Genomic DNA, 14,605 nt, shown 5'->3' on the forward strand with positions numbered 1-14,605 from the left:
TGAGTGGAGAATGCAAAATTAAGTAAAGTGAAAAATGAAAGGAATATAATGGTCGAGGTTTTTAACGGCGGTGTTCCCGTAATTGAAACGGTTGAGAGATGGTATGAGAATTTTAAATTGGAAGGTTTTGGCGCAATGATTCCGTTTATCGGCATAGTCAGACCCGATAAAGGGATTGATGGGCTTAGTTTTGATTTATATCTTCCTATGCTGAATCAGTGGTTTAAAAAATGGAATAATCTAGAAGATGCGAAAATAATGATGGCCCACAGTTTTGGTGATGTTATGGTAGGGGAAACAAGCTTTTTGTGTGCGGTTTTTACAAAACACAGGCGCGAGGGTTTTAAATATTTAGAAGAATTTGTAGAAGATTTTAAAGCAAACGCACCTATTTGGAAATACGATTTAATTAACGGTAAAAGAATTTTTGCAAGCGATAGGGCAAAACCACTGCCACAGGCTGGGATACTTAGATAGTTAAAAGTTAAAAATGAAAAGTTTAAAGTTAAGGAGAATAAATGGCACATATAAGTTTTGAAGAATCACAAAAAATTTTAAAAGAGAATTTGCCAAAAACTAAAGATTCTGAAAAAGTTTTTTTGGATAATGCCCTGAATAGAATTTTAGCCGAAGATATTGCCGCAAAATATGACAATCCTTATATGCCGACCGCCTCTATGGACGGGTATGCAATCAGATATGAGGATATAGAAAAAGAAATAAAAATAATAGGACGAAACCCTGCCGGAAGTTTTGAATTTAATAAAATAAGTAACGGTGAAGCCGTTAAAACATTTACAGGTTCTTTTATGCCGGAAGGTAGCGATACGTTAGTGCCTATTGAAAATGTTGAGGTCAAGGGAGATAAATTAATAGTAAAAGAAAAAGTAGAAAAAGGATATTCGGTTAGACCTATAGGAGAAGATTTTAGAAAAGGTGAAGTTTTAATAAAAAAAGGAACAGTAATTAAAGCCGGAGAAATTGGCGTTTTGGCAAGTCTTGGAATAAGCAGCGTATATGTGGTAAGAAAACCTGTTGTTTCAATTATTGCCACCGGGGAGGAAATTGCAGATATTAATGATGAAGTAAGGCTCGGGCAAATCAGAAGCTCCAATAATTATACCCTGAATGCTCTTGCACGAAGTTTGGGGTATGATTCTCATAATTTGGGAATTGCTGGGGATAAAAAAAATGAAATAAAAGAAAAAATTTTAAATGCGCTTGATTCAAGTGATATTGTTGTTACCACGGGGGGTGTCAGTGTGGGGGATTTTGATTTTGTAAAAGAAGTTACGGGTGAATTTGATGTTTTGTTTCACGGGGTCAATATAAAGCCCGGCCAGTGGATTATGGTGGCAAGGGCCGGCAGTAAATATATAGTTTCGCTTCCGGGATTTCCATACAGTTCGTTTGTTACGTTTCTTTTGTATGTGGCGCCTATTGCCGACAGTTTTGAAAATAAAAAATCTGTTGAGTTTTTAAGCGCGACTCTAAGGGATGATTTTAAAAAGGTTTTTAAAAAAACACAGTTTGTTGCTGTGAATTTATCTTTTGAAAACGGTAAATATGTTGTAGATGTTAGAGGTAAAAAAAGCGGCAGCAGTGCCATTTTGACCAATCTTATAACAACAAAGGCCCTGATGTGGCTTGATGAGGGGCTTTATGAATTAAAAGCGGGAAGCGAAGTTAAAATTATTAAATTTTATTAAAAAGGATTTAAATGATAAAAACTCCGGCTTATATAATAGAAGAAGAAAAATTAGAAAACAATTTAAAAATACTTGAATATGTACAAAAACAGGCAAATTGTAAAATACTTGTGGCTCTTAAAGGATATGCCGCATGGTCTACATTTGATTTATTGGAAAAATATTTAAGCGGAGCTACCGCGAGCGGTCTTTGGGAAGCAAAGCTTGGGAATATGAAACCCTGGGAAGTTCATACCTACTCACCAGCATATAAAGAAGATGAAATAGATGAAATAGCCGATATTTCCCATACAGTTGTTTTTAATTCATTTAATCAGCTTGAAAGATTTGAAAACAGGGTTAAGGATAAAGCTTTAATAGGGCTTAGGATAAATCCCGGTGTTTCAAGCGCCCCTGTGGCGCTTTACGACCCTTGTGCCCTTTTTAGCCGTCTTGGAATTACAAAGGAAAATTTTAAAGCAAATAAATTAAAAAATATAAGCGGTCTGCATTTTCATGCTCTCTGCGAGCAGTTAGACACTGCTTTGGAGAAAACTCTTGAAGGGTTTGAGAACAATTTCGGTGAATACATTAAAGATATGGAATGGGTAAATTTCGGTGGGGGTCATCATATTACAAGAAAAGAATATAATGTTGAAAATTTAATAAAATTAATTAAGGAATTTAAAAACCGTTATCCTAATATCAAAGATGTTTATCTCGAACCGGGCGAAGCTGTTGGGTTAAATGCAGGATATCTTGAAACAGAGGTGCTTGATATAATTGACAACGGAATGAAAATAGCAATTCTTGACACGTCGGCGGAAGCCCATATGCCAGATGTCTTAGCGATGCCATACCGCCCGGAAGTCAGAGGTGCGGGAAAACCGGGTGAGAAAAAATATACTTACAGGTTCGGGGGAGTTACATGCTTAGCCGGTGATGTTATAGGGGATTACAGTTTTGATGAGCCTCTTAAAGTGGGTGAACGGGTTATTTTTGAAGATATGGCGATTTATACTTATGTGAAAAACACCGCATTTAACGGGGTAAGACTTCCTTCAATTATAATAAAAAGAAAAAATGGAGAGTTTTTTGTATCCCGTGAATTTCATTACGAGGATTTCAGGGATAGGCTCAGTTGATTTTTTAATAAATAATTAATATAATTTAAGTCATAAAAAATTAAAGGAGAAAGAGATGAAAGGAAAAGTGTTAGATTTTAATCTTCAGGAGGGAAAAGGTGTAATAAGCGGGGATGACGGCAAACGATATGAATTTGAAATAAAAGAGTGGAAGGAACAGACCCCTCCGCAAAAAAACGATACTGTGGATTTTGAAGTAAATGAAGAAGGCAGGGCTGTAGGAATTTATTATGATTTGGAAAATTCTCCTTCATCAGGTGAAAAAAGTAAAATAGTCGCATTTTTGTTGGCTTTCTTTTTAGGAGGTTTTGGAATACATAAGTTTTATTTGGGATGCAATAAAGAAGGCATAATAATGCTGGTTGTTTTTCTTGTGGGTATTTTTTTAGCGGGAATTCCCTCTTTTGTAATTGCGGTAATCGCATTTATTGAATCATTAATATATATATTTAAATCCGATAAAGATTTTGAAGAAATTTATGTTAAAAATAAACGATGCTGGTTTTAGTAAATGAAAGGAAAAGTGTTAGATTTTAATCTTCAGGAGGGGAAAGGTGTAATAAGCGGAGATGACGGCAAAAGATACGAATTTGAAATAAAAGAGTGGAAGGAACAGACCCCTCCGCAAAAAAACGATACTGTGGATTTTGAAGTAAATGAAGAAAAAGCACTAAAAATTTATCTGTTGGAAACTCCGGATAAAAAAATAAAAGAAAATATTAAAACATTTGGAGGCAGCGGGGGAGTATTGCTGCTGATAGCCGGATTTTTTTCACCCATTCCACATATAGGGGCGGCTATTTCTTTGCTTGCGAGTGTGGTCGGGTTTATACTGATGGCTATTGCAATCAAGCAGCTTTCCGAATTTAAAAAAGATGAAAAAGCTTTTAAAAATTTTATAATAGCAACAGTGCTTTATTTTGTAAATTCTTTTCTGTTTTTATTTTTGATACTCGGTTTTATTATTGCAATAATGGCCGGAAGCGACAATTCTTCCGATGAAATGACTTCCGTTTTGGTTTTTGTCTCAATTATTGGAATTGTGTTATATATTTTGGGCATAGTTAGTTCGCTGTTTTTTAAAAAATGTTTTAATTCTTTAAGCAAAATAACAAATGAAAAAATGTTTTCAACGGGTGGAAATCTTATTTTTATCGGAAGTTTTTTAACAATAATAGTTGTTGGTTTTATAATTATATTAATAGGCTGGATTTTTGTTACCGTGGGATTTTTTTCTTTAAATTCAAACAGTTAATTTGACTTTTTTTCTTTTCATAAATATAATTGCGGCTAAAAAAGGCCTGTATTGAGTAAGAATTTGATAATAGTGGAATCTCCCGCAAAAGCAAAAACAATTAAAAATTTTTTAGGTAAAAATTATGAAGTTGTTGCGAGTAAAGGGCATATAAGGGATTTGCCCAAAACTTCATTTGGTATAAAAATAGAAGATGATAAATTCTTTCCTCAGTATCGCGTTACCAAAGACCATCAGGATATTGCAAAAAAACTGAAAGAACTTGCAAAAAAATCAGAAAATATCTATATAGCTACCGATGAAGACAGAGAAGGTGAGGCGATAGGGTTTCACATAGCAAACGTAATAGGCAAAAATCCGGAAGAACTTCCTAGAATTGTGTTTCATGAAATTACAAAAACCGCTATAAAAAATGCGTTAAAAACACCGAAAAAGCTTGATATTAACAGAGTAAACGCCCAGCAGGCAAGAAGACTTCTTGATCGAATTGTGGGTTATAAACTTTCACCTTTACTTAATAAAAAAATTCAAAAAGGTTTAAGCGCCGGCAGGGTTCAAAGTTCTGCGCTTAAACTTATAGTGGACAGGGAAAGGGAAATCAAAGCGTTTGTTCCTCAGGAATACTGGAGTATAGAAGCCGTTTTTAAAAACAAGGCCGGCAGTTTAATTAAATATAACGGCAAAAAACTTGATAAATTTGATATAAAAACAAAAGATGAAGCGGAAAAAGTAGTAAAAGAGCTTAAGCCTCTTGAATATACGGTTTCTAAAATAGAAAAGAAAAAAACAAAAGTAAAATCACCCGCTCCGTTTATGACTTCAACTCTTCAGCAGGTTGCAAGCAGCGAGCTGGGATTTGGCCCGAGAAGAACAATGCAGATAGCGCAAAAACTTTATGAAGGTGTTAAAACCCCTGTGGGCGAGAGCGGTATTATCACCTATATGAGAACTGACAGTTTAAATATTGCAAAAGAAGCCCGGGAGGGGGCAGTGAAATTTATAAAAGAAAATATAGGTGAGAATTATGCCCAGGCTAAAACATACAAAACAAAATCATCAGGTGCACAGGAGGCGCATGAAGCAATAAGACCGGTTGATGTGAGACTGACCCCGGAGGATTTAAAAAACTATTTAACTAAAGATGAATTAAAATTATATACTCTGATTTATAACAGATTTTTGGCATCTCAGATGAAAGATGCCGAATATGAAACCCAAAATATTTATATTTCCAATGAATTGGGCGAATTTAAAATAAGCGGTAAAAAACTGATTTTTGACGGATTTTATAAAGTTTACGGAAAACCGAGCGCAGATGAATTATTGCCTGAATTCAGAAAAGGCGAAAAATTAAAACCGGATGATGTAAAAGCAACCCAGCATTTTACAAAACCGCCTGAAAGATACACTGAAGCAAGTCTTATTAAAAAACTCGAATCTCTTGGAATCGGAAGGCCTTCCACTTACGCCCCGACCGTCACTTTGCTTCAAAACAGAAATTATGTTGAGGTAAAAGATAAAAAACTTTATCCGACAGAAATTGCCTTTAATGTTATTGAAACGCTTGAAAAACATTTTCCAAATATAGTGGATGCGAATTTTACTGCGAATATGGAAGAAATGCTTGATAAAATTGCGGAAAACAAAAAAGACTGGCAGGAAGTGTTAAAAGAATTTTACAAACCTTTTATGGATATGATTGATAAAGGATATAAAGAAATCCCCTCACAAAAAATTGCAAAACCAATTGATGAGACATGCCCTTTATGCGGGGCGCCTCTTGTTATCAGAAAAGGGAGATTCGGGGAGTTTATAGCCTGCAGTTCATATCCTAAATGTAAATATACAAGGCCATTGGAAGAAGAAAAAGTAAAAAAAGCCGATGTCAAATGTGACAAATGCGGGGCCGACATGATTATTAAAAAAGGAAAAAACGGGGAGTTTTTGGCATGCAGCAATTATCCGAAATGTAAAAACACAAAACCGCTTAACCCTCCCGAAATTCTTGAAGATGTAAAATGCCCGGAATGCGGAGGAGATATAATAAAAAGAAAATCAAGAAGAGGGGAATTTTACGGTTGCAGCAATTATCCGAAATGCAAATTTATTTCCAAATACCGTCCCACCAGTGAAAAATGTCCTAAATGCGGATATTTAATGGCCAGACGTACATACAGGGGGAAAGAAGTACTTGAATGTATAAAATGCAAAACAAGGAAAGATATTTGAAAATAGGCATTATTTCAGATACACATAAAAAACCGGGAAGGGCAAAAAAAGCAATAGATTTGCTTTTGAGCAAAAATATAGAATTTATGCTTCATGCGGGGGATATTGTTAGAGTTGAAGTCTTGGAATATTTAGAAAAGAAAATCAGATATGTGGCTGTTCTCGGTAATAACGATCACCATTTATACAGTGTAATTGATAAATATAATCTTGTAACTGAACCTTATTATTTTAAACTTGCAAATAAAACATGGAAATTAATGCATTATCCAAAATATATGTTTCCTTTGGAAACCGATATAATTGTTTACGGACATACCCATGATGTAGATATAAGCTATAACGGTAAAAATTTGATTTTAAATCCAGGTGAAGTTTGTGCAAGAGACCACGGGTTTTCTACATGTATGACTTTGGATATTGAGCCTCATAAATATATTGTAACGCTTTATTACAGAAAAGTCGGCGAGAGTGAATGGAAAGAAAAGAAAAAAGAATTTATTTTTTAATGCTATAATTAATAAAAAAGAAAAATTATGGAATTAAGATTAATAGAAGCTGTTTTACCAAAAGAAAAAAAAGAAGATATTCAAACTTTACTTTCAAAAGAAAATATTGTCGATTTTTGGCGTGAAGAAATTGTTGAGGATAAAATTATTTTTCAAATTTTGGTAGATGCGACATTATCCGAAAAACTGATTGATAAGCTTTCAAGAAAATTTTCAAAAGACGAGAGATTCAGAATTGTCAGCATGGATGTAAAAACAACCCTTCCGCTCCCGCAGCAGGAAATTTCAAAAACCAAACACATAAGAGTAAGTATTCCGGAGCTTTACAATGCCATTGTTTCATCGATTGAAATAAATTATATTTTTATAACAATGATTGTTCTTTCAACAATAATTGCAGCATTTGGACTTTATAAAAACAGCGGGACGATTATAATCGGCGCCATGGTGATAGCCCCTTTGCTCTCTCCGAATATTGCCGTTTCGTTCGCCACGGTTTTAGGAGATTTGGAACTTGAAAAAAAAGGAATTGCGGCTTTTTTGATCGGCTGTTTTATTGCTCTGCTTTTATCGGTTGCAACAGGGTTTTTTTTAAATATTGATGTTGACAATTTTGAAATAAAAAGCAGAATAGCTGTAAATTATCCTGATTTGATTATAGCTTTTGTTTCAGGCGTTGCCGGAACATTGGCGTTTACCACAGGTCAGATGATGGGACTTGTGGGTGTTATGGTTGCAATTTCCCTGCTTCCCCCTTTGGTTAACACGGGATTATTAATATCTAACGGATATTTTTTATATGCAATAGGGAGTTTTTTACTTTTTTTGGCAAACTTTGCAAGTTTAAATCTTGCCGGCGTTTTAACATTTTTGTTTCAGGGCGTTAAACCGAGGAAATGGTGGGAAGAAAAAAAAGCAAAAGAGCACAGAATAAAAGCTATTATTTTATGGATGATTTTAATTTTTATTTTAATATTTGCAATTTTTGCGGAAAAGAAATTTTTGGCAAAAAAAAGACTGTTTCAGGAGAATAAAATATATTTTTTTAAAAAGTGACCCGTGTCTCTACTGTTATAATTGTTCTGATTAGGAGTAATAATGCTAAGTATTAGGCTTGATAAAGAATTAGAGAATAAACTTGAAACAATAGTAAAGCAGACTAAAAAATCAAAAAGTTTTTTTATCAGGGAGGCTTTAAAAGAATATGGGATAAAAGAATTAAAAGCCATTCAAAAGGTTCATTGACGCAAATATTCTTATTGATTTTATTGATCCAAAAAGAGCAAAACATAATGCAGCAATATATTTTGGCTAAAAAAGTAAAATCTGATTATATAGCGACAAATGATAAAGGATTTTATTCCTCGGATATTGAAATAATTTCAGTTTAAAGTGACCCGTGTGGGAATCGAACCCACAACCCTCGGATTAAGAGTCCGATGCTCTGCCAGTTGAGCTAACGGGTCGTATGGTATAATTATATCAAAAAAGAAAGTTTATGGATAAGGTATATTTATGTGCTATATCAAATATTAGAAGCGGAGCGTGCAGGGAAGACTGCAGGTTTTGTACCCAGAGTGTCAAATGGGGCGCTAATATAAACAGATATAGGGAAAAAAGTATTAAAACTATTGTTTATGAGGCAAAACTTGCAAAAAAAAACCGGGCAAGCGGATTTTGTCTTGTTACAAGCGGGAAAGGTCTTGATGACAAAACACTTGAATATGTAGGCAGGGCAAGTAAGGCAATACTCAAAGAAGTGGATATAACTATTATTGCATGCAACGGAATTGCAAGCAAAGTTGCATTAAAGGAACTTAAAAACTGCGGTGTAAAAATTTATAACCACAATCTTGAAACAAGTCAGGAATATTATCCTAAAATCTGTTCAACCCACAGCTGGGATGAAAGATTTAAAACATGTGAAAATATAAAATCAGTGGGTCTTGGACTTTGCTGCGGAGGAATTTTTGGAATGGGAGAAAGTGAAGAGGATAGAATAAGTCTTATTAATTCACTAAAAAAACTTAATCCTGAAGGAATTCCAATAAATTTTTTTATAGAAAACAAAAAGCTGCCTCTTAAAGCAACCCACACAAAAGAATTTGCTATTGATATGATTAAAAAAATTAGAAAAGAATTTCCAAATTCTATTGTAATGATGGCGGGAGGCCGGGAAGTTGTATTTAAAGAGACTTGGATTGAAGGAATAAAAGCAGGTGCAAATTCTATAGTTATAGGTGATTATTTAACCACCAAAGGGGAAAAACCTGATAAAGATATAGAAATATTAAAAAAAGAAAATATAGAGATAGCAAATGCATGCTGAGTTTATTTTGATTTTATCATTAGCCGTAATTATTCTTATTTCACCTTTTATAAGTTCTATATTTCGTTTTCCCATTTTAGCGGTTGAAATTATTTTGGGAGCAATTTTCGGTTTTATAGGATTAATTGGGGAAAATGAAATTTTTAGCCTGCTTTCTGAAACAGGTTTTTTATATTTAATGCTGCTTGCGGGGATGGAAATAAACTTAAAAGAGATGTTTAAACTTGAAAAAAAGATATTTATCTATGCTGTTTTATTTTTGATATTAATGTATCTGCTTAGTTTATTGAGCGTTTTTTTCTTAGGATTCAGTAAAATATTTATTGTTGTTTTTCCTCTGGTTTCGGTTGGGCTTATACTCTCTTTGCAACAGGAAATCGGCAAAAAAGAGTGGCTTGAACTTGCAATGAAAGTAGGGGTGATTGCCGAGGTTGTTTCTATTATTGTTTTGACGCTTCTTAGCAGTTATTTTGAATTTGGCTTTACACACAGATTCTTTGTAAATATTTCTATATTAATGGCAGTTTTAATTTCCCTTGCGGTTTTGTTTTTTATAATGAGAACACTTTTTTGGTGGTTTCCCGAGATTAAATTTTATCTGATGCCGGGAATTGATAAATATCATCAGGATGTGAGAATTGCGATTAGCCTCTTTTTTATAGTAATTGTTCTTTTGTATAAAATAGGTATTGATGCGGTTTTGGGGGCTTTTGTGGTAGGGGTGTTTTTGAAAACGTTTTTTGAGCATAATAAATCGCTTGAGCACAAATTGGCTCCTTTTGGATTCGGTTTTTTGATTCCGATATTTTTTGTGCATGTGGGTTCAAGCCTTGATATAAAACTTCTTTCTTCAACAATGCTGGTTGACAGTTTTTATATTGTGCTTTTAATGATTTTAATAAGAATTTTTGCTTCATCTGTTTTTTTCCGTGTTTTGAATTTAAAAAGTATATTGTTTGGTATAAGCCTTTCCATGCCTCTTACTCTAATGATTGCTGTTGCCGCTCTTGCACATCAGAATCGTACAATAAATGATTATTGGTATAATGTTTTGGTTGTTGCGGCTGTAATGGAAGTTATTGTTGTCATGATAGGAATAAAAGTATTAAACAGATTTATAGTTAAAAGTTTTCACTTTTAATTTTTCATTATTAATAGTTGGTATAATTTCACAAAAAAGGAAAATAATGGTAATTACAAGATTTGCTCCCTCCCCTACAGGATATCTGCACATCGGCGGGCTTAGAACAGCTCTTTTTAACTGGCTTTGGGCCAGAAAAAACAACGGTAAATTCAGACTAAGAATAGAAGATACAGATAAAAAAAGAAATAAACAAGAAGCGGTCCAAGCCATAATAAAAGCGTTTGAGTGGACTGGGCTTAATTATGACGGGGAAGTGGTTTTTCAAAGTGAGAGGTTTGATATTTATAAAGAATTTGTAAACGAACTGCTGCAAAAAGGTCTTGCATATAAATGTTACCTCACAAAAGAAGAGCTTGAAATAATAAGAAACGCCAAAATGAAAGGCGGGGAACCCCCTATTGACATAAGAAAATACAGAGATTTTAAGGGTGAACTTGATAAGCCTTATGTAATAAGATTTAAAACGCCTCTTGAGGGAAAAATTTGTTTTGAAGATGGTGTAAAGGGAATGCAGTGTGTGGATGCAAAAGAAATTGAAGATTTTGTAATTGCCAGGGGTGACGGAACTCCTACATATAATTTTGTGGTTGTAATTGACGACCATGAAATGAGTTTGACGGATATTATAAGGGGGGATGACCATTTAAGAAATACATTCAAACAGATGCTGCTTTATGAAGCTTTCGGATGGAAAATGCCGAAATTTTACCATGTGCCTATGATTCATAATGAAAAAGGCGGCAAAATGAGTAAGCGTGACGGTGCTGTGGATGTGATGGAATATAAGAAAGAAGGCTTTCTTCCGGAAGCTTTGCTTAACTTTTTAGTGCGCCTCGGATGGTCTCACGGGGATCAGGAAATTTTCAGCATGGAAGAAATGATAAACCTGTTTGACCCGAAAGACATTAATAAAGCCCCAAGCAGATTCAATAAAGAAAAGCTTGAGTGGTTAAACTCCCATTATATTAAAAATTCGCCGAATGAAAGATTGGAAATTATATTAAGAGACGATTTTGGTGTTGACATTGTAAATCATGACAGAAAAGAGATTTTAATAGATGAATTGAAAGAGAGGGTAAAAACCCTAAAAGAAATGGCCACAGAAATTGAAAAAATACTAAACGCTCCGGGTGAATATAATGAAAAAGCGGTTAAAAAATTTATAAAAGATGATGTTTTGGCCAATTTAAATGGATTTGTAGTCTTTTTAGAAGATAAAAATCCAAAACTGCCAAATGAATGGCATGATATCATGCATGAATTTTTGGAATTAAAACAGATTAAACCCAAATTTTTAATGCCGCCTCTTAGAATCGCAATGGTGGGGGATACCAAAGGAATTGACCTTGCGGCAATGTTAAGCGTCCTTGGAAAAGAGGAAGTGATAAAAAGAATAGGAAAATTACTCGCAAATTTTGAGGTTTTTTAAACCTCTTTTTTGTAAAATTATAAATATTAAAAATACAGCTGTCGCATAAAACATATAATTAAGCTCATTCAAACAACTGCAAAAAAAGAGATTTTGTTTTTTAAAATTTTCATTTTAGATTCTAAAATGCCCATAATAATAAAAAGTGCTTTTTTAAATTCTATATTCAGGGTGGTTGCTAAGCGTGTAAGAGCCGCAACATATAAATTAAGAGCCATTATGCATATGCTAAAAGCGATAATTGCCATTAATTTGTCGGTATAAGGCATTACTTTTGATGCAATTATTACAAGTGAGTGGAGATTTTTTGATTCGTTTCCATATGCATTGAATACCAAAACCGAAAAAGTTACGGCCATATACCGCTTTAAAAAAGTCGTTTTCATTTTTAAATTCATGTGATATATGGCTCAGTGCCTCTATACCCACAAAACACCAAAACACAATTCCGAGAGTTTTAATAAATGGAAAAACAAATAATAAGTGGGCCTATAGGGATTATTGAAAGATATAAAAATCCAAAAGCCGTACCAACAAATGTAGCGCTTCCTCCTGCACTGGGATACATTTTGCCAAATTTTCCGAATACAAACGCCACAGGTAAAATCATAACATTAACGCTGTCCATCCGCTGTAAGTTGCGTTAAATATCTTTTTTAACTTAAAAGAAACAAAAGGCTTAATATGACACTTGGAGAGAAAATAAAGTTTCTAAGAGACTTGCAAAAAGAGCCGGGATTGCAAAATCCACACTGAATAAAACAAATCCGACTATCAAAACAATCTGGGCCATTGCCGAAATTTTAGGTGTTCCTTTTGGAGAGCTTGTAGGCGAGGGTGAAATAAAAGAAGAGGGTGTGAGATTTAAAAGAAAATGCAACTTACATTGCGAAACCTCATTTTGCAGGTACAAAAGAAAAAATTTTTGTTTTAAACGGAAGTATCACAGTAGGGAAAGTGGATGATCCAAAAGAAATTAACCAGGGAGATGTTGTTGAATTTGATGCCGATTGTACCCATTTATACAGTGCTTTTAGTGAAGATGTTTTTGTTGATGTATTTGACAGGGATGTTTATGAAGAACTGAATAATTTAGTTAATTCAGGAGTTGAGGTTATAAGAGAAAAAAAGAAATTTAAATTTTTTTGAAGAAAAAAATATAAATTTTGAAAAAATTGAGGGGATTTATCATTTTTTACCAAGTTTTTATACACAAAAAGAGATGGATAGTAGTATTATTTTGCATTGAACTGATTTTTGAAAGATATCTTGCACTCATTGGGGAAATTAACCTGGCTAAAAGCCTTGCATTAAAAAGTTCTTTTAAAGAACTTGTTGAGTGTATTGAATATGGAATAAAGTTGAAAAAATGAAAAAAAGAGGTATAATTGAAATGTTTAGTGCCGCCTTTTTATGGGGCAGCACTCCGATAATGTCTATTCTCTCACATCTTCCAAGCGGGGTTTTTGTATTTTTTAGGGTCGTTTTTGCTTTTCCTTTTTTGCTCTATTTTGCTATTAAAAAAACAGGAATTAAAGAATTTTTTAAATTAAGACCTTTTTGGCCAATTTTTTTATCGGGAATTATGCTAAGTTTTAACTGGATTTTTCTATTCTGGGCGGTAAATTTTATAAGTGTTTCAACTGTTATAGTAATGTATTATACGGGTCCTATATTTACCATTATTTTATCTGTAATTTTTTTAAAAGAAAAACTAACAATTAATTTGATAATTGCCATGTTTTTTGCCCTTTTAGGTGTGATTTTCAGTGTAAAAGGCGAAATTGAAGTAAATAAATTTGTTTTTATTGCCTTGCTTTCAGGAGTTTTTTACGGATTTTTGGGTTTTTTTTCCAAAATAGCCACAAAATATCATAAAGCTTTGGATGTTACTGCCTGGCAGGTTTTTATTTCCATTTTTTTAACATTCCCGTTTTTGTTTATAAATAATTATCATATTACAATTCAGGGAATTGTCGTTTCAGCCGTTACCGGAGTTGTCCATACCGCACTGGCACTTTTTCTCTGGTATGATTCCCTAAATTATATAAAACTTTCGGCCGCTTCTATTATTGCATTTACGGATCTTTTTTTTGCAATGATTCTTGCGTGGCTTATTTTAGGCCAAGTGCCTAATATTTATCAGATAACAGGTGGATTTTTAGTGTTTTTGGCAGGTGTGTTTATGAGTATGGGGGAAATAAGGAAGAGAAAATGAAAATATTGTTAGTGGAAGATGATATAGATTTAAATGAGACTATAAAAGAATATCTGCAAAATTTTTATGAAATAGATAGTGTGTTTGACGGGGAAGAAGCTCTAAAAAAAGCTTACGAAAATAATTATGATTTAATGATTTTTGATGTAAAACTTCCAAAAATGGACGGATTTAGTGCAGTAAAAGAGATCAGGAAATTTAAAAACACACCTGTTATTTTTTTAACTTCACTTGATAGTGAAAAAGATGTTGAAGAAGGTTTTTTAAGCGGCGGGGATGATTATATAAAAAAACCTTTTTCCTTAAAAGAACTCAAATACAGAATTGATGCAATTATCAAAAGGGTATATGGAGATTCAAATATAGTAAGATTAAAAAACGGATTTGAATTTGATTTGAATAATTTAGAATTGAAAAAAGATAATAAAACTATTCATTTAAAACCGAAAGTTGCAGAGCTTTTAAAATTTTTTATACAAAACAGAAACAGGGTTGTAAGTAAGGAGGAAATTTTTGAATATCTGTATGGATTAGATGAACCAAATGAAAAATCATTAAGGACTTTTATCAATAATTTAAGGTTTGTTTTAGGAAAAGATAGTATTGAGACAATAAGTGGCAGGGGATATAAATTTGTTGGCTGAAAAGAAGGCTTTAAG

At 33.4% G+C, this 14,605-nt stretch carries 17 protein-coding genes, 1 tRNA gene and 1 pseudogene; 16 read left to right on the forward strand and 3 right to left on the reverse strand.

All coding sequences use genetic code 11. The features are described 5' to 3' along the window. Positions 1-48: 48 nt before the first annotated feature. Genes DZ65_RS0108720 through DZ65_RS10620 form a run of 9 tightly spaced genes read left to right on the forward strand, consistent with a single transcriptional unit; the run spans position 49 to position 8,071 of the window. Positions 49-477 carry a molybdenum cofactor biosynthesis protein MoaE gene (locus tag DZ65_RS0108720; protein WP_024788240.1) on the forward strand — a complete coding sequence of 143 codons (429 nt, stop codon included), beginning with the start codon at positions 49-51 and terminating at the stop codon, positions 475-477. Positions 478-518: 41 nt separating this feature from the next. After that, positions 519-1,709, forward strand: coding sequence for a molybdopterin molybdotransferase MoeA (locus DZ65_RS0108725; protein WP_024791592.1), 1,191 nt, complete (start codon positions 519-521; stop codon positions 1,707-1,709). A gap of 11 nt (positions 1,710-1,720) precedes the next feature. Next, positions 1,721-2,833, forward strand: coding sequence for a carboxynorspermidine decarboxylase (nspC, locus tag DZ65_RS0108730; RefSeq protein ID WP_024791593.1), 1,113 nt, complete (start codon positions 1,721-1,723; stop codon positions 2,831-2,833). 55 nt (positions 2,834-2,888) lie between these two features. Continuing rightward, on the forward strand, positions 2,889-3,341 hold the full coding sequence (locus DZ65_RS0108735) for a TM2 domain-containing protein (RefSeq protein WP_024790330.1): 453 nt from the start codon (positions 2,889-2,891) through the stop codon (positions 3,339-3,341). Between the two features lie 15 nt (positions 3,342-3,356). Then, a complete protein-coding gene (locus DZ65_RS0108740) occupies positions 3,357-4,088 on the forward strand; it encodes a DUF996 domain-containing protein (protein WP_024788244.1) in 732 nt (243 codons plus the stop codon). A gap of 51 nt (positions 4,089-4,139) precedes the next feature. Then, complete coding sequence (gene topA, locus DZ65_RS0108745) at positions 4,140-6,317, forward strand: type I DNA topoisomerase (RefSeq protein WP_024791594.1); 2,178 nt, start codon at positions 4,140-4,142, stop codon at positions 6,315-6,317. Continuing rightward, a complete protein-coding gene (locus DZ65_RS0108750) occupies positions 6,314-6,826 on the forward strand; it encodes a metallophosphoesterase (RefSeq protein WP_024791595.1) in 513 nt (170 codons plus the stop codon). Before topA ends, DZ65_RS0108750 begins: the two co-directional genes overlap by 4 nt. 27 nt (positions 6,827-6,853) lie before the next feature. Beyond that, positions 6,854-7,882, forward strand: a complete 1,029-nt coding sequence (locus tag DZ65_RS0108755; RefSeq protein WP_024791596.1) for a TIGR00341 family protein — start codon at positions 6,854-6,856, stop codon at positions 7,880-7,882. Between the two features lie 42 nt (positions 7,883-7,924). Then, on the forward strand, positions 7,925-8,071 hold the full coding sequence (locus DZ65_RS10620) for a ribbon-helix-helix protein, CopG family (RefSeq protein ID WP_084021942.1): 147 nt from the start codon (positions 7,925-7,927) through the stop codon (positions 8,069-8,071). A gap of 148 nt (positions 8,072-8,219) precedes the next feature. On the opposite strand, the gene DZ65_RS0108770 is transcribed toward DZ65_RS10620, so the two are convergent. Continuing rightward, positions 8,220-8,292: transfer RNA gene (locus DZ65_RS0108770), tRNA-Lys, on the reverse strand. Positions 8,293-8,324: 32 nt separating this feature from the next. Here DZ65_RS0108770 and DZ65_RS0108775 point away from each other — a divergent pair. From DZ65_RS0108775 to gltX, 3 genes are read left to right on the forward strand one after another with little or no spacing between them, the layout of a single operon-like run. Continuing rightward, positions 8,325-9,155, forward strand: coding sequence for a biotin synthase (locus tag DZ65_RS0108775; RefSeq protein WP_024791597.1), 831 nt, complete (start codon positions 8,325-8,327; stop codon positions 9,153-9,155). Further along, positions 9,145-10,296: a cation:proton antiporter gene (locus tag DZ65_RS0108780; RefSeq protein ID WP_024791598.1), complete on the forward strand. Its 1,152-nt coding sequence runs from the start codon at positions 9,145-9,147 to the stop codon at positions 10,294-10,296. Before DZ65_RS0108775 ends, DZ65_RS0108780 begins: the two co-directional genes overlap by 11 nt. A 46-nt stretch (positions 10,297-10,342) precedes the next feature. Next, complete coding sequence (gene gltX, locus DZ65_RS0108785; RefSeq protein WP_024791599.1) at positions 10,343-11,728, forward strand: glutamate--tRNA ligase; 1,386 nt, start codon at positions 10,343-10,345, stop codon at positions 11,726-11,728. Between the two features lie 68 nt (positions 11,729-11,796). Here the strand turns inward: gltX and DZ65_RS0108790 are convergent, their stop codons facing one another. Together DZ65_RS0108790 and DZ65_RS10765 are read right to left on the reverse strand one after the other, a co-directional pair. Continuing rightward, the gene (locus tag DZ65_RS0108790) at positions 11,797-12,087 is read right to left on the reverse strand and encodes a hypothetical protein (RefSeq protein WP_024791600.1); all 291 of its coding nucleotides are present in this window, start codon (positions 12,085-12,087) and stop codon (positions 11,797-11,799) included. Between the two features lie 98 nt (positions 12,088-12,185). Further along, positions 12,186-12,356, reverse strand: a complete 171-nt coding sequence (locus DZ65_RS10765; RefSeq protein ID WP_156920243.1) for a hypothetical protein — start codon at positions 12,354-12,356, stop codon at positions 12,186-12,188. A 97-nt stretch (positions 12,357-12,453) separates the two neighbouring features. Between DZ65_RS10765 and DZ65_RS11570 the strand changes: the two are divergent. The 4 genes and pseudogenes from DZ65_RS11570 to DZ65_RS0108820 all read left to right on the forward strand — a co-directional run. Next, positions 12,454-12,693, forward strand: a pseudogene (locus DZ65_RS11570) (helix-turn-helix domain-containing protein); the annotation flags it as partial. Beyond that, positions 12,686-12,877 carry a hypothetical protein gene (locus tag DZ65_RS0108805; RefSeq protein WP_024791602.1) on the forward strand — a complete coding sequence of 64 codons (192 nt, stop codon included), beginning with the start codon at positions 12,686-12,688 and terminating at the stop codon, positions 12,875-12,877. The pseudogene DZ65_RS11570 and the gene DZ65_RS0108805, both read left to right, overlap by 8 nt. A 220-nt stretch (positions 12,878-13,097) precedes the next feature. Further along, positions 13,098-13,946 (forward strand): DMT family transporter, encoded by an 849-nt coding sequence (locus tag DZ65_RS0108815; RefSeq protein ID WP_024788255.1) that lies wholly within the window; start codon positions 13,098-13,100, stop codon positions 13,944-13,946. Next, positions 13,943-14,590, forward strand: coding sequence for a response regulator transcription factor (locus DZ65_RS0108820; RefSeq protein ID WP_024788256.1), 648 nt, complete (start codon positions 13,943-13,945; stop codon positions 14,588-14,590). Before DZ65_RS0108815 ends, DZ65_RS0108820 begins: the two co-directional genes overlap by 4 nt. Positions 14,591-14,605: the final 15 nt, after the last annotated feature.

The organism is Lebetimonas sp. JS032 (assembly GCF_000523315.1).
Lineage (GTDB): Bacteria > Campylobacterota > Campylobacteria > Campylobacterales > Nautiliaceae > Lebetimonas.